The 24,970-nt window shown below is 66.2% G+C and carries 24 protein-coding genes; 18 read left to right on the top strand and 6 right to left on the bottom strand.

The genetic code is table 11. The annotated features are described in order from the left end of the window. Positions 1-14: 14 nt before the first annotated feature. Entirely contained in the window at positions 15-539 is a 525-nt protein-coding gene (locus tag ACNQS7_RS07940) for an amino-acid N-acetyltransferase (protein ID WP_055580492.1), read from the bottom strand. Positions 540-597: 58 nt separating this feature from the next. Here ACNQS7_RS07940 and pgsA point away from each other — a divergent pair, with 58 nt between their 5' ends. From pgsA to pspM, 4 genes are all read left to right on the top strand, one after another. Further along, positions 598-1,194 (top strand): CDP-diacylglycerol--glycerol-3-phosphate 3-phosphatidyltransferase, encoded by a 597-nt coding sequence (gene pgsA / locus ACNQS7_RS07935; protein ID WP_306237257.1) that lies wholly within the window; start codon positions 598-600, stop codon positions 1,192-1,194. Positions 1,195-1,271: 77 nt separating this feature from the next. After that, positions 1,272-1,583: a transcriptional regulator ClgR gene (gene clgR, locus ACNQS7_RS07930; RefSeq protein WP_055578039.1), complete on the top strand. Its 312-nt coding sequence runs from the start codon at positions 1,272-1,274 to the stop codon at positions 1,581-1,583. A 135-nt stretch (positions 1,584-1,718) separates the two neighbouring features. Then, positions 1,719-2,540 carry a phage shock protein PspA gene (gene pspA / locus ACNQS7_RS07925; RefSeq protein WP_055578040.1) on the top strand — a complete coding sequence of 274 codons (822 nt, stop codon included), beginning with the start codon at positions 1,719-1,721 and terminating at the stop codon, positions 2,538-2,540. A 9-nt stretch (positions 2,541-2,549) separates the two neighbouring features. Beyond that, on the top strand, positions 2,550-3,371 hold the full coding sequence (gene pspM / locus ACNQS7_RS07920; RefSeq protein WP_418012130.1) for a phage shock envelope stress response protein PspM: 822 nt from the start codon (positions 2,550-2,552) through the stop codon (positions 3,369-3,371). Here the strand turns inward: pspM and ACNQS7_RS07915 are convergent, their stop codons facing one another. Together ACNQS7_RS07915 and ACNQS7_RS07910 are read right to left on the bottom strand one after the other, a co-directional pair. Then, on the bottom strand, positions 3,372-3,824 hold the full coding sequence (locus tag ACNQS7_RS07915; protein WP_418012129.1) for a limonene-1,2-epoxide hydrolase: 453 nt from the start codon (positions 3,822-3,824) through the stop codon (positions 3,372-3,374). Positions 3,825-4,036: 212 nt separating this feature from the next. Beyond that, positions 4,037-5,386, bottom strand: coding sequence for an aminotransferase class I/II-fold pyridoxal phosphate-dependent enzyme (locus tag ACNQS7_RS07910; protein WP_418012128.1), 1,350 nt, complete (start codon positions 5,384-5,386; stop codon positions 4,037-4,039). A gap of 711 nt (positions 5,387-6,097) precedes the next feature. On the opposite strand from ACNQS7_RS07910, the gene ACNQS7_RS07905 reads away from it, so the two are divergent. The 3 genes from ACNQS7_RS07905 to ACNQS7_RS07895 all read left to right on the top strand — a co-directional run bounded on the left by ACNQS7_RS07905 (position 6,098) and on the right by ACNQS7_RS07895 (position 8,485). Further along, complete coding sequence (locus tag ACNQS7_RS07905) at positions 6,098-6,778, top strand: methyltransferase (protein WP_418012127.1); 681 nt, start codon at positions 6,098-6,100, stop codon at positions 6,776-6,778. A 328-nt stretch (positions 6,779-7,106) separates the two neighbouring features. Beyond that, positions 7,107-8,273, top strand: coding sequence for a glycosyltransferase (locus ACNQS7_RS07900; protein ID WP_418012126.1), 1,167 nt, complete (start codon positions 7,107-7,109; stop codon positions 8,271-8,273). A 17-nt stretch (positions 8,274-8,290) separates the two neighbouring features. Further along, positions 8,291-8,485: a DUF3046 domain-containing protein gene (locus ACNQS7_RS07895; protein ID WP_055578395.1), complete on the top strand. Its 195-nt coding sequence runs from the start codon at positions 8,291-8,293 to the stop codon at positions 8,483-8,485. 30 nt (positions 8,486-8,515) lie between these two features. Here the strand turns inward: ACNQS7_RS07895 and ACNQS7_RS07890 are convergent, their stop codons facing one another. Then, a complete protein-coding gene (locus tag ACNQS7_RS07890) occupies positions 8,516-9,169 on the bottom strand; it encodes a (2Fe-2S)-binding protein (RefSeq protein ID WP_418015927.1) in 654 nt (217 codons plus the stop codon). Between the two features lie 168 nt (positions 9,170-9,337). Here ACNQS7_RS07890 and recA point away from each other — a divergent pair, with 168 nt between their 5' ends. The 4 genes from recA (at position 9,338) to ACNQS7_RS07870 (ending at position 13,108) form a co-directional block, all read left to right on the top strand. Then, a complete protein-coding gene (recA, locus tag ACNQS7_RS07885) occupies positions 9,338-10,378 on the top strand; it encodes a recombinase RecA (protein ID WP_055578396.1) in 1,041 nt (346 codons plus the stop codon). Continuing rightward, on the top strand, positions 10,344-10,868 hold the full coding sequence (recX, locus tag ACNQS7_RS07880) for a recombination regulator RecX (protein WP_418012125.1): 525 nt from the start codon (positions 10,344-10,346) through the stop codon (positions 10,866-10,868). The genes recA and recX overlap by 35 nt, the downstream gene beginning before the upstream one ends. 133 nt (positions 10,869-11,001) lie before the next feature. Next, complete coding sequence (miaB, locus tag ACNQS7_RS07875) at positions 11,002-12,507, top strand: tRNA (N6-isopentenyl adenosine(37)-C2)-methylthiotransferase MiaB (protein WP_418015926.1); 1,506 nt, start codon at positions 11,002-11,004, stop codon at positions 12,505-12,507. Positions 12,508-12,526: 19 nt separating this feature from the next. Continuing rightward, positions 12,527-13,108 (top strand): hypothetical protein, encoded by a 582-nt coding sequence (locus ACNQS7_RS07870; protein ID WP_418012124.1) that lies wholly within the window; start codon positions 12,527-12,529, stop codon positions 13,106-13,108. Here the strand turns inward: ACNQS7_RS07870 and ACNQS7_RS07865 are convergent. Continuing rightward, the gene (locus ACNQS7_RS07865; protein ID WP_418012123.1) at positions 13,105-14,475 is read right to left on the bottom strand and encodes a DUF349 domain-containing protein; all 1,371 of its coding nucleotides are present in this window, start codon (positions 14,473-14,475) and stop codon (positions 13,105-13,107) included. The two genes, ACNQS7_RS07870 and ACNQS7_RS07865, sit on opposite strands and share 4 nt — an antisense overlap. Positions 14,476-14,972: 497 nt before the next feature. On the opposite strand from ACNQS7_RS07865, the gene ACNQS7_RS07860 reads away from it, so the two are divergent. The 6 genes from ACNQS7_RS07860 to ACNQS7_RS07835 all read left to right on the top strand — a co-directional run bounded on the left by ACNQS7_RS07860 (position 14,973) and on the right by ACNQS7_RS07835 (position 21,156). Beyond that, positions 14,973-15,908 carry a DMT family transporter gene (locus ACNQS7_RS07860; RefSeq protein ID WP_418012122.1) on the top strand — a complete coding sequence of 312 codons (936 nt, stop codon included), beginning with the start codon at positions 14,973-14,975 and terminating at the stop codon, positions 15,906-15,908. A 25-nt stretch (positions 15,909-15,933) separates the two neighbouring features. Beyond that, the gene (locus ACNQS7_RS07855) at positions 15,934-16,620 is read left to right on the top strand and encodes a hypothetical protein (protein ID WP_418012121.1); all 687 of its coding nucleotides are present in this window, start codon (positions 15,934-15,936) and stop codon (positions 16,618-16,620) included. Further along, positions 16,617-17,537 (top strand): tRNA (adenosine(37)-N6)-dimethylallyltransferase MiaA, encoded by a 921-nt coding sequence (miaA, locus tag ACNQS7_RS07850; RefSeq protein ID WP_418012120.1) that lies wholly within the window; start codon positions 16,617-16,619, stop codon positions 17,535-17,537. The genes ACNQS7_RS07855 and miaA overlap by 4 nt, the downstream gene beginning before the upstream one ends. 13 nt (positions 17,538-17,550) lie before the next feature. Continuing rightward, on the top strand, positions 17,551-18,423 hold the full coding sequence (gene dapF / locus ACNQS7_RS07845) for a diaminopimelate epimerase (protein WP_310786732.1): 873 nt from the start codon (positions 17,551-17,553) through the stop codon (positions 18,421-18,423). A 46-nt stretch (positions 18,424-18,469) separates the two neighbouring features. Continuing rightward, positions 18,470-19,906, top strand: a complete 1,437-nt coding sequence (hflX, locus tag ACNQS7_RS07840; protein WP_418012119.1) for a GTPase HflX — start codon at positions 18,470-18,472, stop codon at positions 19,904-19,906. 89 nt (positions 19,907-19,995) lie between these two features. Beyond that, positions 19,996-21,156, top strand: a complete 1,161-nt coding sequence (locus ACNQS7_RS07835; RefSeq protein WP_055578405.1) for an acyl-CoA dehydrogenase family protein — start codon at positions 19,996-19,998, stop codon at positions 21,154-21,156. Positions 21,157-21,159: 3 nt separating this feature from the next. On the opposite strand, the gene ACNQS7_RS07830 is transcribed toward ACNQS7_RS07835, so the two are convergent. Continuing rightward, entirely contained in the window at positions 21,160-22,329 is a 1,170-nt protein-coding gene (locus tag ACNQS7_RS07830; protein WP_418012118.1) for a TerC/Alx family metal homeostasis membrane protein, read from the bottom strand. Between the two features lie 302 nt (positions 22,330-22,631). On the opposite strand from ACNQS7_RS07830, the gene ACNQS7_RS07825 reads away from it, so the two are divergent. Continuing rightward, positions 22,632-24,956, top strand: coding sequence for an LGFP repeat-containing protein (locus tag ACNQS7_RS07825; protein ID WP_418012117.1), 2,325 nt, complete (start codon positions 22,632-22,634; stop codon positions 24,954-24,956). Positions 24,957-24,970 lie beyond the last annotated feature (14 nt).

Raw genomic sequence — 24,970 nt, 5'->3', positions numbered from 1 at the left:
GTCTGCTCGCGGGGCTACAGCACCAGCAGCATGCGGGAGTTCCCCAGGATGTTGGGTTTGACATAGCTCAAGTCCAGGAACTCGGCGACACCGATGTCGTAGGAACGGCACATCTCCTCGAACACCTCGGCCGTCACCGGAGTGCCCTCGATCTCGGTGAACCCGTGCTTACCGAAGAACTCGGTCTCGAAAGTCAGCACGAACAGCCGTTCGAGTTCCAGCTCCCGGGCCACTTCGAGAAGCCGATTAACGATGGCGTGGCCGACTCCGTGGCCGGTCAGATCCGGGTCGACGGCGACGGTGCGAATTTCCCCCAGATCGGCCCACAACACGTGCAGCGCGCCACACCCGACCACTTTGCCGGCGATTTCCGGATCCTCAGCCACCCAGAATTCCTGAATGGACTCGTAAAGGGTCACCAGATTCTTCTCCAGCAGAATCTTGCCGGCGTAGGTGTCCACGAGTTGTTTGATCGCGGGGACGTCAGACGTTCGCGCTCGCCGAACCACCGGCCGGTAATCCCGTCGACTTTCGGTCACGGGGAAACAGTATCGACATCGCTGACCGCATGAGCTGGCCAGCCGTTATTCTGAGGCCGTGTCGGGGCAACCGCAGGCGGGTCAGGCAGCGGGTCAGGCCCGCATCGCGAATTTGGCGAATGTCCTCACCATGGTGCGATTTCTGCTCGTCCCGATCTTTCTGTACGCGCTCTTCTACGGAGACGGCCACCACTCCTGGGCGCGCGTGGTGGCGTGGGCGATTTTTGCGGTGGCTGTCATCACCGATCGATTCGACGGCCTGCTCGCCCGCAATTACGGCATGGCGACCGAATTCGGCGCGTTCGTCGACCCGATCGCGGACAAGACGCTGATCGGGGCGGCGCTGATCGGGCTGTCGATGCTTGGTGAGTTGCCCTGGTGGGTGACCGTGCTGATCCTGACCCGTGAAGTGGCGATCACCGTGCTGCGGCTGGCTGTCATCCACCGCGGTGTCATTCCCGCCAGCTGGGGCGGAAAGCTCAAGACCGTCGTCCAGGCGGTGGCGATCGGCTTGTTCGTGTTGCCCCTGTCCGGGATTCTGCACACCGCCGCCGTGGTCGTGATGGGTCTGGCGATCGTCCTCACCGTCGTGACCGGCATCGACTACGTCGCGTCGACGGTCCGAGAAATTCGCCGGACCAAACGCGACGCCTAGGGAACCATTGCGGCCATCGCCTGCGTTCACCTGAAGTCCCATGAATTCTTGGGGATGACCGGACGAAGGGGAGCACGATGGCGTCACTAGTGCGCGAGGTGGTTGGCGACGTGCTGCGGGGGGCCCGGACATCGCAGGGCCGGACGCTACGCGAGGTGTCCGATTCGGCGCGGGTGAGCCTCGGGTATCTGTCGGAAATCGAGCGCGGCCGCAAAGAGCCGTCCAGTGAGCTGCTCACCGCGATCTGCGATGCGCTGCAGGTTCCGCTCTCGCAGGTGCTCATCGATGCCGGCGAGCGGATGGCCCGCGAAGAGCGTGCCAGCCGCGCCTCCATCGATGCCAGCATCAAGGTTGTCATCCCGCCGGTGGTCTCGCTGGCCGTGGCGTGAGCGCGGCGGGTAGACCCGCGTCCACGAGATATGCACCATGGGTGGGGCGATGAGAGCTGACCCACTAAATTGAGCGGCAGGGTAAGCGTTGCGGCCCATCCGGCACACAAGAAGAAGCGAAGGCGGAGCTAACTGATGGCCAATCCGTTCGTCAAAGCGTGGAAGTACCTCATGGCGCTGTTCAACTCCAAGATTGACGAGCACGCCGACCCGAAAGTGCAGATCCAGCAGGCCATTGAAGAGGCACAACGCACCCACCAGGCGTTGACCCAGCAGGCCGCGCAGGTGATCGGCAACCAGCGTCAGCTGGAGATGCGGCTCAACCGCCAGCTGGCCGACATCGAGAAGTTGCAGGTCAACGTGCGTCAGGCGCTCACCCTTGCCGACCAGGCCGTCGCCAGCGGAGACGCCGCGAAGGCCACCGAGTACAACAACGCCGCCGAAGCGTTCGCCGCACAACTGGTGACCGCCGAGCAGAGCGTCGAAGACCTCAAGACCCTGCACGACCAGGCCCTGCAGGCGGCCGGGCAGGCCAAGAAGGCCGTCGAGCGCAATGCGATGGTTTTGCAGCAGAAGATCGCCGAGCGCACCAAACTCCTCAGCCAGCTCGAGCAGGCCAAGATGCAGGAGCAGGTGAGCGCGTCGCTGCGGTCGATGAGCGAGCTTGCGGCCCCGGGCAACACGCCCAGCCTCGACGAGGTGCGCGACAAGATCGAACGGCGGTACGCCAACGCGATCGGCTCCGCCGAGCTTGCGCAGAGCTCGGTGCAGGGCCGGATGCTCGAGGTCGAGCAGGCCGGCGTGCAGATGGCAGGGCATTCCCGGCTCGAGCAGATCCGGGCGTCGATGCGTGGCGAGGCACTGCCCGCCGGTGGTGCGACCGCACCTGGTGTCACTCCGGCGACGCCGGCCACCGAGCCCGGTGGAGCCGTTCCCGATAAGCCGTTCGGCCAGTAGGAGAAGCCGGTGGCGGCCAAGTCGAATCAGCGGGGCCTGTGGCGCGGGTTGCTGCAGCGCGGATTCGACACCGCCGCCGACCTGACCGACCTGGTTGCCCGCAAGATCAGCGCCGCCAGCGACCCGCGGGCGCGCCAGCTGCGCCGCCGGCGACGCGCGCTGCGGTGGGCGTGGATCTTCACCGCCGGAGTCGTGTTCTGGGGGTTGGTGACCGCGGTGCTGGCGGCCTGGGGCTGGTTCGCGCTCCTGCTGCAGATCACCGGCGCCGTCGCCGTCGTGATGGTCATTCCGGCGACGCTGCTGTTCTTCCGGTATTACTGGCTGAAGGCCGAGCCACTTCCGGCCCAACGGCCGGCCAACCCCCGCCGGCTACCGCCGCCCGGTTCGGCCGCCCGGCCTGCCATGTACGCATTGGGCGCCTCCGAACGCGGGTTCTTCTCGCTGCTGGGGGTTATCGAGCGCGGCGCGATGCTGCCGGCCGACGAGATCACCGACCTGACCGACGCGGCCAAGCGGACCTCGGCGGCCATGGCGGCTACCGCCGCCGAAGTGGTGTCGATGGAAAGAGCGGCGCACAACGCCGAAGGCTCGCGTCAGTATCTGGTGCCGACCATCAATGCCTACACCGCGCAGTTGGGCGCCGGCGTCCGCCAGTACAACGAAATGGTCACCGCAGCAGCGCATTTGGTGTCTTCAGTGAGTGGCGAGGGCACGGTGGGGGTCGCGCCGCTGGCCCAGCAGCGTTACCGTGACGAACTCGCCGGCGCCACCGATCGGCTGCTCGGCTGGGCGCAGGCCTTCGACGAACTCGGCGGCCTGCGCCGGGCCTAGCTAAAGCGTCGCGCGCAGCGACGGAACGACTACTCCGGCCAGACCGCGCAGCGTTGCCTTCAGCATGTCAAAGCTGTCGAAGTAGTCCCGCCACAGCGTGATGCGCCCGTCTTGCAGTTCGAACGTGCCACAGATCCAAAACTGCAGCCGCAGCGGACCGAGGACCAGGGCATCGGTGCGTTCGGTGAGGACCGCGGACCCGTCGGAGGCGATGCGGTGGATCTTCACCTCGAAGCCGATGCGGCCCTGCATCTTGCGTAGCAGTGCCGTCGTCTTGCGGCCACCGCGGATCCGGGAGAATCCCACGTTCTCGTAGACCAGGTTGTCGTGCAACAACGCGTCGACGGTGTCGAAGTCCTCGTCCTGCAAGGCGTAGAGGAAGTCCTCGACCGCACGGATGTTGTCGGTGGTTTCGGCTCCGGATTCGGGCCCCTTCTGAGTCAGCTCGGTCATAGTTGCCAGCGTAGGCGAGCTCGGGTGTGGCAGGGTGATGCGAACGCGCGTTGCCGCGGTCGCCGGACCCGATCCCGGACACACGTTTGCCGCAATAGCGCCGTGTCCCAGCCGAGGGTCAAATGCGGCTTTAGGTATACCCGATTGATGCGACAAGAACGTCGGTTACCGGGCGGCCTGAACAATCGCGGTCTTCGCCGCCCGTCGCCGAATCAATCGGTAGCGTCGCCAACCTCCGTGATCTCGGCTTTTGCGTATCGGTGAGCCGCTGCGACGCGGGCCACGGCGTCGGAGATGTCTTGGTCGGTGTGGTTCGACATAACCTGCATCCGAAGGCGCGCCTTCCCCTTTGCGACTCCGGGAAACTCGACGAGGTTGGCGACCAGTCCATTGGCCTGCAGCCACCGGCTCGTCAAACGGGCAAGGCCCTCATTGCCGATTTTCACGCAGACGATCGGTGAGGGGGCACCGTATGTTTCGAAACCCGCTTGGTTTAAACGCCCACGTAACAACTGAACGTTGGTCATCGTCTGCTGCCTCAGCGAAGCACCTTCCGGGCTGTCGACGATTTCGAACGCTCGGAGAACGACGGCGGCCTGGATCGGCGACAACGCATTGGAGAAGGTGTTCGGCGAGGAGTAGTAACGAAGGTATTCCTTCACTTTTCGGTGGTTCGTGGCAACGAAGCCCCCATTGGACGCGAAGGTCTTGGAGAACGATCCCATCACCAGATCCACCTTGCCGATCATGCCCTGCAGTCCGATGTGGCCGCGCCCATCGAGGCCGAGGCAGCCAAGGTCGTGAGCAACATCGACTACCAGCGTCGCCCGGAATTCCTGCGCGAGGTCCTGCATGGCGGCGATATCGGGTGTGTCTGAGTCCATCGAGAACAGCGCTTCGGTGACGATCATGATGCCGTTACGGGTGTCGTGAGAACGGACCGCTTCAAGCTCCGCGCGCAAGTCGGCAACGTCGTTGTGCCGAAACAGCCGGATGTTCGGCGTCGCGGCGCGCGCACCCTCCTGCAGGCAGGCGTGGGACAGCCGGTCCATCACGATGTGATCGCTGGGTCGGATCAATCCCTTGACCACTCCGTACCCTGCGGCCCAGCCAGTCGGGAAAAGGCTGACGTGCTCAGCTTTCACGAACTCAGCAATGCGGCGTTCCAGCGCTAGGGATACCGAAGTGTTTCCCACCAGAGCAGGGGACCCCGCGCTGTGAACGCCGTACTCCTCGATCGCATCTACAGCAGCGGCCTTGATCGCGGGATGACCCGACAGTGAAAGGTAGTCCTGAGAGGCGAAGTTGATCCCGTCCATTTTCCGGCCGGCGTCGTCGTACGCGGTGACGCGGCGCCGGGGACCGGCTTCGGTGGATCGGCCCATAAACCATAGGCTGTGCTCGCGTCGTCGGTCCTGCCATTCATAAAAATCATCCAGTCGATTAATAAGATGGTCACCAGTGACATCGCGGAAGTCCAACATGCTCCCTATCAATGTCGCCGGGTCCAATGCGGCTGATCTCACGGGTAAAGATTCTAATTTGGCTGCCAGTTCGGTCATGAGTCTTCCTCCTCATGTGATGTGTTATTGAAATACCCTGAAAGCGCTGCTTGGGCAAGCGAGTAGGCAAATGTTTGGCGGTGCAGATCCCATGTCCAGGGGGATGCTGGAAGCAAGATTAGCCCGAGCTAGCACTCATGTAAACACCTTTAAGAAAGTTAAATAAAGTTGTTTGCGGCAGGTTGCATCCGGCCCGGATATCAATCTGTTCCACGGGGTGTTTGTCTTCGTATGACTAAGTGCCACTGGGACTTTCAGCATCTACGCGGCCCGAAGTTTGCCGGCAAGCGAATGAGATGTCGGCGGATCAACCGCAACGTAAATGTCTTATATAAGATCATCATAATTAATACAGATTCGGGTGAAATAATTTGGTCTTTTCAAGAAACGGGGTCGCTAGCCGACGCTGGACTGAAACTTGGTGATACGAAAACGTGACACGCGCAACAGGGGCGTCTCAAGGTTCGTCCCTATGGGATTAAAAGCTCGCAACTTCACCCAGCTATGCCTTAGCATCCGGCGTGACAAGTGAATAGTCAGGCATTCGCAAGAGCTGTGCCAGATTGCTATATATATCTGCGGTTTCTTGGTCACCCTGCGCGGGATTCTTTTGTGCTGAAAGCGGTGAGCGGGTCTGGGCTTCGGGTGCGAGGTGGTGGGTGTAAACGTCTGAGCGCCCTAGTGGCGTGACAAACAACTAAGGAGATCTAGATGGCTTTGTCGCCGGCCAAGCGTGCATTCATGAAGTTCTGGTATCCCTATGTCGGGATGCTGAATTCTGCTTTTCCCTCGATCAAGATCGAAGGTAAGCACTTGGTTGTCTCGCCCAGCGTCTACAAGCCGCTGGAGAACGAGCACGCCGCCGCCCGGTACTGCAGGCCGGGGGACCGGGTACTCGATCTCGGCTGTGGCAGCGGAGTATTCGCCTTGTTCACGGCGCCGAAAGCTAGCGAGGTAGTAGCGGTAGACATCAATTCGAATGCGGTCGAGAACACCATTGAGAACTGTCGCCGCCACGGCCTGACGAACGTGACGGTGCATCGGAGCGACATGTTCTCCAACGTCGAGGGCAAGTTCGACATCGTTCTGGCGAATCCACCATTTGTTTCACTCGAGTTCGAAAGCGACGAACAACAGTTTGCGACCTCGGTTCGCTTCCTGCCCACTCTGTTCGGCCAAGTGAGCGACTACTTGACCGACGGAGGGCGGCTTCTGATTCTGTTTCCCCTCTGGTACCGAACAAGGCTTGAGAAGCTCGCCGCGGCTCACGGTCTCGAGCTGCTGGAGGCCAAGCGCACGCCACGTAAGTCTCCTCGGCTAGGCATGCTGAGCTTGGCTTATATGCAGGTAGGTTGGCGTTCGGCCTTCTACCTGTTCGGTGTTGCGGCGTGACACCGGTACGTGACACCGCGTTCCGGCCAGTACTGCTGTGTCCGTCGGGACCGATTGCTTTCGCCTGAAAGAATCTGGACAAGGTGAGCTCAGTTCGAGAACACCTTCAGACGTATATGAGTGCTTCGAAGTCGGTGCCGCAAATTCTGCGCCTCGGCTTCGGCTCTCTCGTAGTCCTCTTCTACATCAGCACGTAGGAATCGAGGGGCAAGACTGCGCCTAGCTCTTGAATGGTAGTGCTGAGGCGTGGTAGCGGGTGGTCTGACTGGGCTGGGACGATAATCGCGGGACCACCGTAGGCGAGCTCAGGTGTGGCAGGGTGAGGCGGATGCGCGTTGCCGTGGTCGCCGGACCCGATCCGGGACACTCGTTTCCCGCGATTGCGCTGTGCCAACGCTTCCTGGCCGCCGGGGATTCGCCCACGTTGTTGACGGGGGTTGAGTGGCTGGACACCGCCCGCGCGGCGGGGATCGACGCGGTGGAGCTGGACGGCCTGGTGGCCACCGACGACGATCTCGATGCGGGGGCCCGGATTCACCGTCGCGCGGCACGGATGGCGGTGCTCATCGCGCCGACGTTGCGTGACCTGGCGCCGGATCTGATTGTGTCCGACGTCATTACGTCCGGCGGCGGCCTGGCCGCCGAGCTGCTGGGGATCCCGTGGGTCGAGCTCTGCCCGCACCCGCTCTACCTGCCGTCGAAAGGGTTGCCGCCGATCGGGAGCGGTCTGGCGCCCGGCACCGGGCTGCGGGGCAGGCTGCGCGACACCGTGATGCGGGCGCTGACGGCGCGCTCCGTGCGGGCGGGGGTGGAGCAGCGGTCGGCCGTCCGGGTCGAGATCGGGCTGCCGGCGCGTGATCCCGGGCCAGTGCGACGGCTGATCGCCACCTTGCCCGCACTGGAGGTACCCCGGCCGGACTGGCCGGCCGAGGCCGTCGTGGTGGGACCGTTGCATTTCGAGCCGACCGACCGCGTGCTGAAGATCCCGCCGGGTTCGGGGCCGGTGGTGGTGGTCGCCCCGTCCACGGCGTCCACCGGCACCATCGGGATGGCCGAACTGGCATTGCAATCCCTGAGGCCGGGGGAGACCCTGCCGGTAGGTGCGCGGGTCGTGGTGTCGCGGCTGGGTGGTGCGGAGTTGGAGGTGCCGCCCTGGGCGGCGGTGGGGCTGGGCCGTCAGGACGAACTGTTGACGCACGCCGACGTGGCGGTCTGTGGCGGCGGCCACGGGATGGTCGCCAAGGCGCTGCTGGCCGGGGTGCCGCTGGTGGTGGTCCCCGGCGGCGGGGATCAGTGGGAGATCGCCAATCGGGTGGTGCGGCAGGGCAGTGGCCAGCTGATCAGGCCGTTGAGCGGTGACTCGCTGGTGGCCGAGGTCGGCGAGGTGCTGTCCTCGCCCCGGTACCGCGCCGCCGCGCAGCAAGCCGCTGCGAGCGTCGCAGAGGTCGCCGATCCGGTGCAGGTTTGTCACGAGGCGTTGGCGGTCGCCCGCTGACCGGTAGGTTGGCGGGCGTGCGGCTGACCGAGTTCAACGAACGGGTGGTGCTGCGCTTCGGCGCTGCATATGGATCTTCGGTGCTGGTCGACCACGTGCTGACCGGGCTGGGCGGGCGTACCGCGGCCCAGGCGATCGAAGAGGGCATCGAGCCGCGCGAGGTGTGGCGGGCGTTGTGCGCCGACTTCGACGTGCCGCGCGATCAGTGGTGACCCCCCTGCAGAGTCAGCGCAGACGCGAGGTCAGCGCAGCGCGCAGTCGCCGCACGTGCCCCCGCCCGGGATGCGGTAGTAGAGGCAACAGCTGTTGCGCCGGAAATCCAGGTTCGCGCTGGTGATCACGCCGGTGCCGGCCAGTTTGCCGATGTTCAGCAACTCGGACGTGGTCCGCGCGATCGTCACGCGAAGATCGGGGCGCGCCAGCAGCAGCTGCCGCGACGTGCCCACCAGCGCCGACGCGATGTTGCCGTAGAGCAGTCCGGGCGCCAGGCGGACCCGCAAGCCGGCCGCAAGCCGGTCCAGGTGGTCCTGCACCACGATTCGGTACACCAGCTCGGGGGCGACGGTCTCGACAGGCACTCCGACTGGCTCCGGCACTCTCAGTCGGGCGCCGTCGTCGGCACGCTGCAGGTCGGCCAGGTCCGGGACGACGCCGTGGGCCAGCGCGCACGCGAGAACCGGTGACCATAGCCGGGCGGCGTGCCCGAGCTGTACCAGAGACGCGCCGATGCGCAGGTCGGATGTCCCGTACCGCCTGGCGGTGGCGTCGACGAGGTCTGAAAAGCCGGCGGCATAGGACCGCGCGACGGGGATCCACCCGGCCGGATCTCCGCCCACGGTCAGGGCGAAAAACCCGCCGTAGGCGGAAATTTCGGCCAGTTCCGCAGCGATGTTCATGTGTTCTTCGAGGTGATCCTGCCACACGCGGCGTGTCGACCTCGAGTCGAACAGGTGTTCGGCTACTGTGGTGATCATTCGGAGATCTCAACTTGTCGGTGGCCTTCTCTAGTGTCACGGCCAACCGACCGATACCGGTCACCGAACACCGACTACAGGAGAGGCATCATGGCTCAAGCCCCCGATCGCGAGAAGGCTCTCGAACTGGCTATGGCCCAGATCGAGAAGAGTTACGGCAAAGGCTCGGTGATGCGCCTCGGAGACGAGGTCCGCCAGCCCATTTCGGTGATCCCGACCGGGTCCATCGCACTGGACGTGGCCCTGGGCATCGGGGGCCTCCCCCGGGGCCGTGTCATTGAGATCTATGGCCCGGAGTCCTCGGGTAAGACCACCGTCGCGCTGCACGCGGTGGCCAACGCCCAGGCAGCCGGCGGTGTCGCGGCGTTCATCGACGCCGAGCACGCGCTGGATCCGGATTACGCCAAGAAGCTTGGCGTCGACACCGATTCGCTGTTGGTCAGCCAGCCGGACACCGGAGAGCAGGCGCTCGAGATCGCCGACATGCTGATCCGTTCGGGTGCGCTCGACATCGTGGTCATCGACTCGGTGGCGGCGCTGGTGCCGCGCGCGGAACTCGAAGGCGAGATGGGCGACAGCCACGTCGGCCTGCAGGCCCGGCTGATGAGCCAGGCGCTGCGGAAAATGACTGGCGCACTGAACAATTCGGGCACCACGGCGATCTTCATCAACCAGCTTCGGGACAAGATCGGGGTGATGTTCGGCTCGCCCGAGACGACCACGGGCGGCAAGGCCCTGAAGTTCTACGCGTCGGTGCGTTTGGACGTCCGGCGGATCGAGACGCTCAAGGACGGCACCAATGCGGTGGGTAACCGCACCCGGGTCAAAGTGGTCAAAAACAAGGTGTCGCCGCCGTTCAAGCAGGCCGAGTTCGACATTCTCTACGGCAAGGGCATCAGCAGGGAAGGCTCGCTGATCGACATGGGTGTCGACCAGGGCTTCATCCGCAAGTCCGGTGCCTGGTTCACCTACGAGGGTGAGCAACTCGGTCAGGGCAAGGAGAACGCGCGAAACTTCCTGCTCGAAAACGGCGACATCGGCAACGAGATCGAGAAGAAGATCAAGGAAAAGCTCGGCATTGGCGCAGTGGTGACCGATGACAGCGTCCTGCCCGCCCCCGTCGACTTCTGAGTCCTCTCGTCGCGAGGAGCAGGCGCGGGCGCTGTGCCTGCGCCTGCTCACCGCGCGATCGCGGACCAGGGCCGAGTTGGCCGGTCAGTTGGCCAAGCGGGGATACCCCGACGATGTCAGCAACCGGGTGCTTGATCGGCTGACCGGCGTCGGCTTGGTCGATGACACCGACTTCGCCGAGCAGTGGGTGCAATCGCGGCGGGCCAAGGCCGGAAAGAGCAAGCGCGCGCTGGCCGCCGAGTTGCACACCAAGGGCGTCGATAACGAGGTGATCGACACGGTGCTGGCCGGTATCGACGCCGGCGCCGAACGGGAGCGGGCGGAGCAGCTGATACGGGCCAAACTGCGGCGTGAAGTGCTCAGCGAGGACGACGCCCGAGTGACTCGCAGGCTGGTCGGGATGCTGGCCCGCCGCGGGTACAGCCAGACGGTGGCGTGCGAGGTGGTGCTGGGCGAGTTGGCGGCCGAACGGGAGCGCCGGCGGGTCTGAAAGGGCCCGCCGGCGCTGCCGCCGGCGCGGCCGCCGCGCAGGCCGACAATCAAGGCCGACAACCAGGGCCTGCGTTGTGCGCCAGTACGATGGCTCCGTGACTTCGACGGTGGCACCGGGCTCGGCGGGCGCTCTGGGCGCGCCAGCTGATGCCGCGGCGGACGCCGAGTCGGGCCGCACCTACCAGGTACGCACCTACGGCTGTCAGATGAACGTCCACGATTCCGAACGCCTCGCCGGACTGCTCGAATCGGCCGGCTACAGGCGTGCGGCCGACGGTGCCGAGGCCGACATCGTCGTCTTCAACACCTGCGCGGTCCGGGAGAACGCCGACAACAAGCTGTACGGCAACCTCAGCCACTTGGCGCCGCGCAAGCGCAGCAATCCCGACATGCAGATCGCGGTCGGCGGCTGTCTGGCGCAAAAGGACCGGGATGCGGTGCTGCGTAAGGCACCCTGGGTCGACGTCGTCTTCGGAACCCACAACATCGGGTCGCTGCCCACGCTGCTCGAACGGGCCCGGCACAACAACGAAGCCCAGATCGAGATCGCCGAAGCGTTGCAGGAATTTCCGTCGTCGCTGCCCAGTGCCCGCGAATCCGCTTACGCCGCTTGGGTTTCCATCTCGGTGGGCTGCAACAACAGCTGCACGTTCTGCATCGTGCCCTCGCTGCGGGGCAAGGAAGTCGACCGCAACCCGGCTGACATCCTGGCCGAGGTGAGGTCGCTGGTGGATACCGGGGTGCTCGAGGTCACGCTGCTCGGCCAGAACGTCAACGCCTACGGCGTCTCATTCGCCGACCCGGCCATCCCGCGCAACCGCGGTGCCTTCGCAGAACTGCTGCGGGCCTGCGGCGATATCGAGGGCCTGGAACGTGTCCGGTTCACCTCGCCGCACCCGGCCGAGTTCACCGACGACGTCATCGAGGCGATGGCACAGACGCCCAACGTCTGCCCGGCCCTGCACATGCCGCTGCAATCGGGATCGGACCGGATCCTGCGCGCGATGCGGCGTTCCTACCGCGCCGAGCGCTATCTCGGCATCATCGAACGAGTACGGGCAGCCATGCCGCACGCCGCCATCACCACCGACCTGATCGTCGGCTTTCCCGGGGAAACCGAAGAAGACTTCGCCGCCACCCTCGAGGTCGTGGCCCAGGCCCGTTTCTCGGCCGCGTTCACCTTCCAGTACTCCCAGCGCCCCGGCACCCCCGCCGCCGAGCTTCCCGACCAGTTGCCCAAAGCCGTTGTGCAGCAACGCTACGAGCGGCTGGTCGAACTGCAGGAGCGGATCTCGCTGGAGCACAACAGCGCGCTGGTCGGTCAGACCGTCGAGTTGCTGGTCGCCACCGGCGAAGGACGCAAGGACAGCCGCACCGCGCGCATGACCGGCCGCGCCCGCGACGGCCGGCTGGTGCACTTCGCCGCCGGCGACCGGCAGGTGCGCCCCGGCGATGTCATCACCACCGTGGTTACCGGCGCCGCGCCCCACCATCTCATCGCCGACGCCGGCATCCTGACGCACCGGCGCACCCGCGCCGGCGATGCGCACGCCTCGGGTCGAAGTGGTGTCGGACTGGGTATGCCTGGTATCGGGGCACCTGTCGCGCCGGCCCAGCCGGCCGGCTGCGGCCAATAAACGAACGGAGAACCTTCTCGTGGCGGAATTCGACGCCTACCGGTCTGAACTCGAGGCGGCCGAACGCCGGGTGGCGCGGGAAATCGAGCCGGGGGCCAGGGCCCTCGTGGTCGCGATCCTGGTGTTCGTCCTGCTGGGATCGTTCATCCTGCCGCACACCGGCAGCGTGCGGGGCTGGGACGTGCTGTTCAAGAGCCACGGCGCCGATTCCGCTGTGGTCGGCCTGCCGCAGCAGGTATTCACCTGGCTGGCACTGGTGTTCAGCGTCGGCTTCTCGATTCTGGCCCTGCTGACCCGGCGTTGGGCGGTGGCCTGGGTGGCACTGGCCGGTTCCATGCTCGCCAGCTTCACGGGCCTGTTGGCTGTCTGGTCGCGCCAGACCGCCCCGGCGGGCCACCCGGGACCCGGCATCGGGCTGTTCGTCGCGTGGATCACCGTGATCCTGCTGACGTTCCACTGGGCCCGGGTGGTGTGGCAGCGCACCATCGTGCAACTGGCCGCCGAGGAGCAGCGCCGGCGCGTGGTCGCGCAGGACCAGTCCAGGACACTGCTGGACACTCTGGAAACCGAAGAGCGGGACGGCGAGCCGAAGAACCCCTAAGACCTGCGGGTCAAAGCTTTGGCCGCGGCATCAGCCCACTGACGCCACTGTTCGGCATTCGCTTTGGCCTCATCGGCTTCCTTGGTCTTCCCGGCCGCAGCCGCCTTCGCGGCCTGCTGTTCGAACTGCTCGGCGCGGGCGCGGAACTGCTCGGCACGGGCCTGCGCCTGCGGATCGGCCCAGTCCGACTCTCCGGCGTCTCGCACCTTCTTCTCGACCGCGCGCAACCGCCGCTCCAACTCGGCGGACCGCTCTCTGGGGACCTTGCCGATCGCGTCCCACTTGTCGGCGATGCTGCGCAGCGCCGCCCGTGCGGCGTCGTGGTTGCTGGTGTCGATCTTCTCGGCATCGGCCAGCAGCGCCTCTTTGGCGGCGGCGTTGGCGCGGAACTCGGCGTCCTTTTCCGCGGTCACCGCGTTGCGGGCGCTGAAGAACGAGTCCTGAGCGGCCTTGAACCGGCGCCACAGGGCGTCATCGACGTCCTTGCTCGCACGGCCGGCGCCTTTCCACTCGGTCAGCAACTTGCGGAACTCCGCGCTTGTGGCTGTCCAGTCGGTGGAGTCGGACAACGCTTCGGCCCGCTCGCACAGCCGCTCCTTGGCCTGGCGCACACCGGAACGCTCCCGGTCGAGTTCGGCGAAATGCGATCCGCGCCGCCGGTTGAAGATCTCGCGGGCCGCCGAGTAGCGCTTCCACAGCGCGTCGTCGACCTTGCGGTCCAGGCCCGTGATCGTCTTCCACTCATCGAGGATCGCCCGCATCCGGTCTCCGGCGGACTTCCACTGCGTCGAGTTGGCAGCCAGATCCTCGGCCTCCGCGGCAAGTGCCTCCTTGCGGGCAGTCTGGGCGGCGCGGTGCTCCATGCGCCGGGAGCGGTGTGCGGTGACGTAGACGTCGATGCGGGCGCGGATGTCGGACAACCGGCCGGCCAGCGCGTCGATGTCGCCGAGCACGCAGGCCGTTGGCAGGGTCTCGAGCAGGGCCCCCGCGTTGGCGTTGATCTTGCGGGGATCCCCGGTGCCCGACACCAAGCGCTCCTCCATAAGGGCGATCTCGGTGCTCAGGTCGTCGTAGCGCCTGCCGAAATATGCGAACGCCGCGTCGGCGTCGCCGGCCTGCCACGAACCGACGACACGCTCGCCGGATGCGCTGAGCAGCCATACCGTGCCGTCGTCGTCGACACGTCCGAACCGGTGCGGATCGCTGTGCGGCAATGTCGACGTCGGATGTGCCGACGCATGGGCGGCAGGGCGGGGAGCCGCGCCAGGCCGGGGACCGGGTCGTGGCCCCGGCCGTGGGCCCGGAACCGGTCTGGAGACCGGTTCTGCTGTTGCTGCGTCGTTGCTGCTGGGCTGCTCACCCGTCATTGCGCTCGTCACCTACCCTCTGCCAGTAGCGCGGTCGACTTCCCGCGCAGCTGCCGCGCGAAGCGGCACCCGTCCGGTCGGCGACTCTGGTGAACCCCCGCGGTCTCCGACCGGTTTCCAACAAGTATTCAAGCAGCTTGGCGGACGGTCTGCCGCCACCTTCTGATCACCGGTGCCTTTTTCCGCCAGGCCGCCCGATCGTGGCTGCGTCCCGCGACGGGGCGCGGCGTGAAAACCCAGCTGACGCGGGTAACGAAACGATTCCCGTTGGATTGCACGTGATAGCGAACGGGCGCGGGCGGGTACCGTTACCTAGGACGCCGGTCGGACATTCACAGCTGCCTCTCAGCTGATTCTGGGAGGAGCTCAGCTCGGTCAGAAAGTCTGGGCGGAGCATTATCACTGTTCAGAGCATGGGCAGAGCCATAGAGTGTTCGATGAACTGCCGGCGAACATCGCGGGAACGCTGGTGGCGAAATTGGGAATTGAGGGTCGCCATGTCAATGGTCGGAATCGCCGCGATAATCGCGATATTTGCAGCGCTCGCGTCGGCCACTGGGGATGTGATCCGGCAGCGCTCGGCTCACGAGATCACCGATGAAGAGGTCGGCCACCTCAAGCTGTTCGGCATGTCGCTGCGCGACGCCAAGTGGTGGACGGGCGGCGGGTGCGCGGTCCTCAATTACAGCCTGCAGGCGATGGCGCTGGTGTGGGCGTCGGTGATGCTGGTGACGGCACTGCAGGTGACCGCCCTGCTGTTCGCCCTGCCGATCTATGCGCGCCTCGCCCACCACAGAATCACCCGTAAGCAGTGGCTGTGGGCCACCGTGCTGGCCGCATCGCTCGCCGTGGTAATCATCGTCGGTGACCCGACAGCGGGCCATGACCGGGCGCCGCTGAGCACCTGGATCATCGTCGCAGCGGTCATGGGACCGCTCCTGGTGTCGTGCGTGGTCGCCGCCAAGGTGTGGTCCGGCCGGCCCCAGGCGGCGGCGCTGCTGGCGTTGGTGGCGGGCTCGTCGCTGGCGCTGTTCGCCGTGCTGACCAAGGGCGTGGTCGACGTTCTGCACCACCAAGGTCTGTGGGCCGCCGTCAGCTGCCCGGAGTTCTTCCCCTGGCTGGTCGTGATGCTGTGCGGCATGATCTTTCAGCAGTCCGCGTTCCGTGCCGGTTCGCTGACCGCGTCGTTGCCCACCATGACCGTCGCCAAGCCCGTGGTGGCGACCACGTTGGGGGTCCTCGTCCTCGGCGAGACGCTGGACGCGGACGGACCGGAAGGTGTCGTGCTCGCCATCGCCGCGGCCGCGGTGATCGCCGCGACGGTGGCACTGGCCCGCGGCGAGGCCGCCGAAATGGAAGCCGATGCCGAGAAGGCGCACCAGACCGACGGGCCGGAAAAAGGCGCCGCGGTCAGCACCGCTGCTGACGGGTAAGTCGCGGCCACGTTAGTTTGATCGCGTGCTGAGCGCCATCGCCATCGTTCCGTGCGCGCCGGTGCTTGTTCCCGAACTTGCCGGCGCCGCGCGTGCCGAGATCGCCGACCTGGCAGCCGCCGTCGTCGCCGCGGCGGCCGTGCTGCCGAACCGTTGGGTTGCCGTCGGAACCGGTCACGTGGATGACGTCATCGGTCCTGACGGCCGCGGCACTTTCGCCGGATTCGGTGTCGACGTCCCGGTCAGCCTCGCGCCGAAACCGGACGGCGGCGTCCAGGACCTGCCCCTCTGCGCGCTCATGGCCGCCTGGGTGCGTGGCCAGGCGCGACCAGACGGCTCCGTGGATGTTCATGTGTACGCGGCTGACGGAGACCCCGTCACGGCCGTAACTCGCGGTCGGCAGTTGCGGGCCGAGATCGACGGGCAGGCTGACCTGATCGGCGTCCTGGTCGTGGCCGACGGCGCCAATACGCTGACCGCCAGGGCGCCCGGCGGCTTCGACCCCGCCGGCGAAGGCGCCCAGCAGCTCCTGGACGACGCGCTGGCCGGCGGCGATGTCGCAGCGCTGAGCCGGTTGCCGCAGCGGATCCTCGGCCGGGTGGCGTTCGCCGTGCTGGCCGGACTGGCCGGGCCAGGCCCGCGTTCGGCCCAGGAGCTCTACCGTGGTGCCCCCTACGGCGTGGGCTACTTCGCCGGCGTCTGGCAGCCGTGAGACCGCTGGCGATCATCGGCCCGACGGGTGCCGGCAAGTCGCAATTGGCGCTCGACGTCATCGAACGGCTCGGCGGTGCGGCAGAAGTCGTCAACGCCGACGCGATGCAGCTCTATCGCGGCATGGACATCGGGACCGCCAAACTGCCCGTCGAGCGGCGCCGCGGCATACCGCATCACCAACTCGACGTCCTCGACGTCACCGAGACGGCGACCGTGGCGCGCTACCAGCAGGCGGCGGTCGCCGACATCGAAGCGATCCAGCGCAGGGGAGCGGTGCCGGTCGTGGTCGGCGGGTCCATGCTCTACATCCAGTCGCTGCTGGACAACTGGGCGTTCCCCGCGACCGATCCGGCGGTGCGGGGACGCTGGGAGCAGCGGCTGGCCGAGATCGGCGTTGCCCGGCTGCACGCCGAACTGGCCCGTCGCGATCCGGCCGCGGCGGCCGTCATCCTGCCCACCGACGGCCGGCGCACGGTGCGGGCGCTGGAGGTGATCGAGCTGACCGGCCGGCCGTTCGCGGCTTCCGCGCCGCGCATCGGCGCGCCCCGCTGGGGCACAGTCATCATCGGGTTGGACTGCGAGACAACAATTCTGGATGAGCGGCTGGCGCGCCGCACCGAGCTGATGTTCGCCGAAGGGCTGGTCGAGGAAGTGCGCACGCTGCTGGGCCGCGGCCTGCGCGACGGGGTCACCGCGTCGCGGGCGCTGGGTTATGCGCAGGTATTGGCGGCCCTGGATGCCGGCGGGACGCCCCAGCTGCTGCGCGAAGCGCAGGAGCAGACCTTCATCGGCACCCGTCGCTATGTGCGGCGCCAGCGTTCCTGGTTCCGCCGCGACCACCGCGTGCAGTGGATCGACCCGGGCGGTGCGGATGCCGTCGACGACGTGATCCTGGCCTGGCGGCACGTAATCTGATCTGGTGATGCCCATGAAGTTCGCCAAGGGTCACGGCACCCAGAACGACTTCGTGCTGCTTCCCGACCTGGATTGCCGGGTGGACCTGTCCGCTTCCCGGGTCGCCGCTCTGTGCGACCGGCGCCGTGGCCTGGGAGCTGACGGGGTACTGCGGGTCACCACCGCCGGTGCGGCGAGCGGCGCCGGTGTGCTCGACAGGCTGCCCGACGGGGTCGGCGAATCCGACTGGTACATGGACTACCGCAACGCAGACGGGTCGACGGCGCAGATGTGCGGCAACGGGGTGCGGGTGTTCGCGCACTACCTGAGGGCCAGCGGGCTGGAGTCACGCGACGAGTTCGTCGTCGGATCGCTCGCCGGACCGCGACCGGTCACCCTGCACCATGCCGATTCGACCGACGCCGATGTCGCCGTGGACATGGGCAAGGCCAACAAGCTGGGCACCGGCGAGGCGGTGGTGGGCGGCAGGCGGTTCACCGGGGTGGCCGTCGACGTGGGCAATCCACACCTGGCGTGCGCGGATCCGCAGCTCACGGTGGACGCCCTGGCGGCGCTGGACGTCGCGGCGCCGGTGCGGTTCGACGCTGCGCAGTTCCCCGAGGGCGTCAACGTCGAGGTGCTCACCGTCCCGGTCAGCGGCCTGGTCCGCATGCGCGTGCACGAACGCGGCGTCGGCGAGACCCGCTCGTGTGGCACCGGAACGGTTGCAGCCGCCGTTGCCGCGCTGGCGGCCACCGGCGCCGACACCGGGGTGCTGACCGTGCGGGTGCCCGGTGGTGACGTCACCGTCACCATCACGGAAGCGACCAGCTACCTGCGCGGGCCGTCGGTGCTGGTCGCGCACGGCGAGGTGAGTGGGGAATGGTGGCGCGCGCAAGAGCGTTAAATCGGATGCATGACGCCGAATCGGCGTGCAACATTGCTAATTGCCTATGAAAAATTCTGAGTCTTTTCCCGAATTTGCTGACCGCACTGGGCCCGAGCCCAGCACCGGCGAGCTCGCCCTCGAAGACCGATCGGCACTGCGCCGGGTGGTCGGTTTGTCGACCGAACTCACCGACATCTCCGAGGTCGAGTACCGCCAGCTGCGCCTGGAACGTGTGGTGCTGGTCGGTGTCTGGACGGAGGGCACCTCGGCCGACAACCAGGCCAGCCTGGCGGAATTGGCGGCGCTCGCCGAAACCGCGGGCTCCCAGGTGCTCGAGGGACTGATCCAGCGCCGCGACCGCCCCGACCCGTCGACCTACATCGGCTCGGGCAAGGCCCAGGAACTCCGCGAGGTGGTGCTGGCCACCGGGGCCGACACCGTGATCTGCGACGGCGAGCTGTCGCCGGCCCAGCTGACCGCGCTGGAAAAGGCCGTCAAGGTCAAGGTCATCGACCGCACCGCGCTGATTCTGGACATCTTCGCCCAGCACGCCACCAGCCGGGAAGGCAAGGCGCAGGTCTCACTGGCGCAGATGGAGTACATGCTGCCGCGGCTGCGTGGCTGGGGCGAGTCGATGTCGCGGCAGGCCGGCGGCCGGGCCGGCGGCAGCGGCGGCGGTGTGGGTCTTCGTGGCCCGGGTGAAACCAAGATCGAAACCGACCGGCGCCGCATCCGCGAACGCATGTCCAAGCTGAAGCGCGAAATCAGGGCGATGAAGCAGGTTCGCGACACCCAACGCAGCCGCCGCCTGCACGCCGATATGCCGTCGATCGCCATCGTCGGTTACACGAACGCGGGCAAGTCCAGCGTGCTCAACGCGCTGACCGGGGCCGGGGTGCTGGTCCAGGACGCGCTGTTCGCCACGCTGGAACCCACCACCCGGCGCACCGAGTTCGACGACGGACGCCCTTTCGTGCTCACCGACACCGTCGGCTTCGTTCGGCACCTGCCCACCCAGTTGGTCGAGGCTTTCCGCTCCACTCTGGAAGAAGTCGTCGACGCGGACCTGCTGGTACACGTCGTCGACGGCTCCGACGTCAACCCGCTGGCCCAGATCAGCGCGGTCCGGCAGGTGATCTCGGACGTGGTCGCCGACCACGGGGCCGAAGCGCCGCCGGAATTGGTGGTGGTGAACAAGACCGACGCCGCGGGTGACCTGATGCTGGCCCGACTGCGCCACGAACTTCCCGGCGCGGTGTTCGTCTCCGCCCGCACCGGCGACGGCATCGACGCGCTGCGACGGCGGATGGCCGAGCTCGCGGTGCCGACCGACACCGCCGTCGACGTCGTCATCCCGTATGACCGCGGCGACCTGGTGGCGCGGGTGCACTCCGACGGGCGGGTCCATCAGGCTGACCATCAGGCCGACGGCACCAGAATCCAGGCGCGGGTCCCGGTCGCGCTGGCCGCCGCGCTGCGCCAATTCGGGTCGGACGCCTAACCAGGCGGACGCGCCCGCTCGACCAACCGCCCGGTTGGTATATGTTGGGCGCAAGAGTCTTCCACCTATGACAGCCGGAGGTCGCACCCATGGGCAGCGCCGTCAAATATCAGCGCACACTTTTCGAACCCGAGCACGAGCTGTTCCGGGAGTCATACCGGGCATTCCTGGACCGCCACGTCGCGCCGTATCACGACGAATGGGAGAAGGCGCACATCGTCGACCGCGGGGTGTGGCTGGAGGCGGGTAAACAGGGCTTCCTGGGCATGGCGGTTCCGGAGGAGTACGGCGGCGGGGGCAATCCGGACTTCCGCTACAACACGATCGTCACCGAGGAGACCACTCGCGGTCGCTACAGCGGTATCGGATTCGGCCTGCACAACGACATCATTGCGCCCTACCTGCTGCATCTGGCCACCGAAGAGCAGAAGCAGCGCTGGCTACCGAAGTTCTGCACCGGAGAACTGATCACCGCGATCGCGATGACCGAGCCGGGCACCGGAAGTGACCTGCAGGGCATCAAGACCCGCGCGGTCAAAGAGGGCGACCACTATGTGCTGAACGGGTCAAAGACGTTCATCACCAACGGAATCAACTCCGACCTGGTGATCGTGGTGGCGCAGACCGACCCGGAGAAGGGCGCGCAGGGCTTCAGTCTGCTGGTCGTCGAGCGTGGCATGGAGGGCTTTGAGCGCGGCCGTCACCTCGACAAGATCGGCCTGGACGCGCAGGACACCGCCGAACTGTCGTTCACGGACGTGAAGGTTCCGGCCGAGAACCTGCTCGGCCAGGAGGGCATGGGCTTCATCTACCTGATGCAGAACCTGCCCCAGGAACGGCTGAACATCGCCGTCATGGCGGCAACAGCCATGGAAACGGTGCTCGAGCAGACGCTGCAATACACCAAGGAGCGCAAGGCTTTTGGCAAGCCGATCGGTAGCTTCCAGAACAGCCGGTTTGTGCTGGCCGAGCTGGCTACCGAGGCCACCGTGGTACGCATCATGGTGGACAACTTCATCGCGCTGCACCTGGAGGGGAAGCTGACGGCCGAGCAGGCCGCGATGGCCAAGTGGTACTCCACCGAAAAGCAGGTTCATCTGATCGACCGCTGCCTGCAACTGCATGGTGGATACGGCTACATGCGCGAATACGATGTTGCCCGTGCCTATCTCGACGCCCGGGTGCAAACCATCTACGGCGGCACGACCGAGATCATGAAAGAGATCATCGGCCGTGGACTCGGTGTCTAGCGTCTAGCTCGCATCTCGGTGCGCATCGTGCGCGCGTCGTAGCAGCTCCGCGAGTTCTTGATCCTCGCGCGTGTCGTATTTGCCTGCCAGCGAGTTTATTTCGCGCTCCGCCCGCAACAACTCGGCATATGCCGCTTCGCGCTGTGCTGGATCCTGCGTTGAGGTCAGGTACTCGAGCGCGTGCCGGCGGGCCCGGCTCACGGCGTTCTGTCTGCGGCCGCGCGCCGAAAGCAGCGACACCGCTGTGGTTGTGAGCAGCACGGCGACGATCACCAGCAGCGACACCGTGATACTCAACTCCACGACCGGGACCGGCCTGCCGTGGTTGATGAATGGAAGGTTGTTGTCGTGCAACGCTTCCAGGATCAGCTTCACGCCGATGAAGCCCAGGATCACGGCCAGACCGTAGGTCAGATAAACCAGTCGATCGAGCAGGTTGTCGATCAGGAAGTACAGCTGACGAAGACCCATCAGCGAAAAGGCGGTCGCCGCGAAAACCAGGTAGATGTTCTGTGTCAGACCGAACATCGCCGGCACCGAATCGAAAGCGAACAACAGATCGGTGCCACCGACGGCGATCATCACCAGCAGTAGCGGTGTCATGACCCGTCGACCGTCCTGCACGACGAACAACCCGTCGCCGTCGTACTCCTTTGATGTCCGCAGGAAGCGACTGGCCAGCCGGATGACCAGGTTGTCGGCGTTACTCTCTTCTGTCTCTGCCGGTTTGGCGAGCTTTCCGGCCATGATCAGCAGCCCCACACCGAACAGGTAGAAGACCGAGTTGAAGTTGTTCAGGAGTGCGCCGCCCAGGACGATGAAGACGGTGCGCGCGATGAGCGCGAACGCGATACCGAACAACAGCACCTTCTGCTGCGCCACCCGCGGAACCCCGAAGCTGCTGATGATCAAGAGAAATACGAAAAGGTTGTCCACGGAAAGGGCTTCGTTGCTCAGGTAGCCCGCGAAGTATTCGACGGCCATGCGCGGGCTGCCCAGTACGGCGATGCAGATGCCGAAAAGTACCGCTATCCCGATATATGTTGCCGACCAGGCTGCGGCCTGACGTAGCGTCGGCACGTGCGTCTTGCGTACCTGAAAGACATAGTCGAACAGCATCAACCCGGCGATCAGCACGATGGTCAGGGCCCAGCCAAGTCCGGAAACACCCATGCGCGCTGGATTTCCTCTCGCGAGATCGGCCGGCATGCCAGGCGGGATGTCGTCTCGGGCACGGTAACCCAACTGATGCCCGGGGCGCAGCGCGGTTTCTCGCGACATGAGCGCGGCACGGCATCATTTCGACATCGGCTCGGTATCCGTTTCCGTAATATGTACGATTTGACTTCGCATATCTCAATCGCTAGAGCAAAGTTATGCGAGCCCGGAAGCGATGCGCATCGCTGCCGGGAAACGGCCCACGGCGGTGAATCCGCCTGCTCGCCAGGTGGGCAGGGCATCGGCTGGGAGGCTTGGTGAACGGGCAAAGGGGTCAATTGAGCAAGTTGGTCGGGCGTGCGCGAGGCGGCCTGACGGCCGCCGCGTTGGCCACCGCGCTGGCCCTGGCGCTGCTGGCGCCTACCGCGTCCGCGTCGCCGATCGGCGACGCCGAGGCGGCGATGATGGCGGCGTGGGACAAGGCCGGCGGCGCGTCATCCACGCTGGGTGCCAGAAAAGGCGACGTCTATCCCATCGGCGACGGGTTCGCTCTGGACTTCGACGGCGGCAAGATGTATTTCACCCCCGCCACCGGTGCCAAGTACATGTTCGGCCCCATCTTGGACAAATACGAGTCGCTGGGCGGTCCGGCGAACAGTGATCTCGGTTTCCCGACCATCAACGAGGTACCCGGTCTCGCCGGACCCGACAGCCGGGTCAGCACGTTCGCGGCCAGCGACAATCCGGTGATCTTCTGGACCCCCGATCACGGCGCGTTCGTGGTCCGCGGCGCCCTGAACGCGGCGTGGGACAAACTCGGCAGTTCCGGCGGAGTGCTGGGAGCCCCGACCGGGGACGAAACCTACGACGGTGAGGTGGCGTCGCAGAAGTTCAGCGGCGGAGAGGTGTCCTGGAACAGGAAAACCAAGGAGTTCAGCACCAACCCGCCGGCGCTGGCTGACCAACTCAAAGGCCTGCAGATACCCATCGATCCCACCGCCGCCATCAACATGGCGTGGCGCGCGGCCGGCGGCGCGAACGGACCATTGGGGGCCAAGAAGGGCGGCCCGAGTCCGATCGGTGGCGACGGCATCGTCCAGGAGTTCAACGGCGGCAAGATTTTCTTCAGCCCGGCGACCGGCGCGAACGCCGTCGAAGGGGCGATCCTGCAGAAGTACGAGTCGTTGGGCGGACCGGTCAGCAGCGACCTCGGCTTCCCGATCGCCAACGAGGCCGACGGCGGTATCACGCCGGCCAGCCGGATCGCCACGTTCTCGGCCGCAGACAAGCCGGTGATCTTCTGGACTCCTGATCACGGCGCGTTCGTCGTGCGCGGAGCCATGAAGGCGGCGTGGGACAAGCTCAAGGGAGCCACCGGCAAACTCGGCGCGCCCGTCGGCGACCAGGCGGTGGACGGCGACGTGGTATCGCAGAAGTTCACCGGCGGCAAGGTGTCGTGGAACCGCGCGAAGAACACCTTCACCACCGATCCGGCGAACCTCGCGCCGCTGCTGTCCGGCCTGCAGGTGTCGGGACAGAACCAGCCCAGCACGTCCGCGTCGCCGCCACCCGGCAAGAAGTTCACCTTCCACTGGTGGTGGTTGGCGGTGGCGGTGCCGGTGCTGCTGCTCATCCTGATGTCAGTGCTGGTGGTATTCGGCCTGCGCCGCCGTCGCGCCGGCCGGGCAGCTCCCGCTTACGACCGTGGCCGTGACGTGGCCGACGAGTTCGATGCGGGTGCTGACGGGCGCTGGTCGCACGACGACGTCGATTACGGCTCCGAGCGCTTCCCGCCCGTCGAACACCACCCCGAAGAGCACGAGGTGCCGGAATACGGTGCAGCGCCGCGGGTGAGCTGGTCCAGAGGGGGCGGGACCACGGCCGGTCCCGAGGGGCGTGGTCTGGGTGCCGAGGACTATCACGACGAGACCGCCGAGTACGGGGACGAGTACGCCCATGGCGCCGACGACTACGCCCGCGGCGCCGACGAGTACGCCCACGGTGCCGAGCAGGAAACCGACTTCGAGGAATACGAACACGACGAGTTCGAAGGTGACGAGGATCCGGACGCGGTGGACACCACCCCGACGCCCATCGTGACGCGCGGCGCCTTCGGCCAGCTCGTCGAGGCCGAGCCGGAGGTCGCAGAAACGATCTCGCCGGAAGCCTTCGAGGCGGAGTCCTCGGTGCCGCGCAGCGAGGGTCCGGTAGCGCCTGAGGTGCCCGAAACCCATCCTGAGCAGGAATTCCCGGACATCTTCTACCCCCGCGGTGGTCCCGCGGAAGAGGAGGTACCCGACGCGGCCGCCTCGGATACCGTCGTCGGCGCTTTCGAGCCGCGGAAGGGGCGGCACGCCGCCGCGGATGAACCGGGCTACGCACCGACGGCGACGGAGGCGGCCTATGCCGCGGCGCCGCAGGCCGAGGCTCCTCTGGCCGCAGACACTGCGGCGCGGCCGACCATCCACCTACCCCTGGACGACGACCCGTATCGGGCGCCGGACGGCTACCCGATCAAGGCCAGCGCGCGGTTCGGTCTGTACTACACGCCCGACAGTGCGCTATACCACGACACCCTGGCCGAGATCTGGTTCGCCAGCGAGGCCGTCGCGCAAGCCAATGGCTTCGTCAAAGCCGACTGATCGCCGGCCTGCGT

Origin of the sequence: Mycobacterium sp. 23, from assembly GCF_048287075.1 — a bacterium.
GTDB lineage: Bacteria > Actinomycetota > Actinomycetes > Mycobacteriales > Mycobacteriaceae > Mycobacterium > Mycobacterium gordonae_B.
This window is presented reverse-complemented; position numbering and strand designations above follow the sequence as displayed.

Coding starts and splice junctions, on each gene's coding strand:
- clgR (WP_055578039.1), top strand. CDS start 1,272: ATGGCGTCACTAGTGCGCGAGGTGGTTGGCGACGTGCTGCGGGGGGCC.
- pspA (WP_055578040.1), top strand. CDS start 1,719: ATGGCCAATCCGTTCGTCAAAGCGTGGAAGTACCTCATGGCGCTGTTC.
- ACNQS7_RS07915 (WP_418012129.1), bottom strand. CDS start 3,824: ATGACCGAGCTGACTCAGAAGGGGCCCGAATCCGGAGCCGAAACCACC.
- ACNQS7_RS07910 (WP_418012128.1), bottom strand. CDS start 5,386: ATGACCGAACTGGCAGCCAAATTAGAATCTTTACCCGTGAGATCAGCC.
- ACNQS7_RS07905 (WP_418012127.1), top strand. CDS start 6,098: ATGGCTTTGTCGCCGGCCAAGCGTGCATTCATGAAGTTCTGGTATCCC.
- ACNQS7_RS07900 (WP_418012126.1), top strand. CDS start 7,107: ATGCGCGTTGCCGTGGTCGCCGGACCCGATCCGGGACACTCGTTTCCC.
- ACNQS7_RS07890 (WP_418015927.1), bottom strand. CDS start 9,169: ATGAACATCGCTGCGGAACTGGCCGAAATTTCCGCCTACGGCGGGTTT.
- recA (WP_055578396.1), top strand. CDS start 9,338: ATGGCTCAAGCCCCCGATCGCGAGAAGGCTCTCGAACTGGCTATGGCC.
- recX (WP_418012125.1), top strand. CDS start 10,344: ATGACAGCGTCCTGCCCGCCCCCGTCGACTTCTGAGTCCTCTCGTCGC.
- ACNQS7_RS07865 (WP_418012123.1), bottom strand. CDS start 14,475: ATGACGGGTGAGCAGCCCAGCAGCAACGACGCAGCAACAGCAGAACCG.
- ACNQS7_RS07860 (WP_418012122.1), top strand. CDS start 14,973: ATGTCAATGGTCGGAATCGCCGCGATAATCGCGATATTTGCAGCGCTC.
- dapF (WP_310786732.1), top strand. CDS start 17,551: ATGAAGTTCGCCAAGGGTCACGGCACCCAGAACGACTTCGTGCTGCTT.
- hflX (WP_418012119.1), top strand. CDS start 18,470: ATGAAAAATTCTGAGTCTTTTCCCGAATTTGCTGACCGCACTGGGCCC.
- ACNQS7_RS07835 (WP_055578405.1), top strand. CDS start 19,996: ATGGGCAGCGCCGTCAAATATCAGCGCACACTTTTCGAACCCGAGCAC.
- ACNQS7_RS07830 (WP_418012118.1), bottom strand. CDS start 22,329: ATGGGTGTTTCCGGACTTGGCTGGGCCCTGACCATCGTGCTGATCGCC.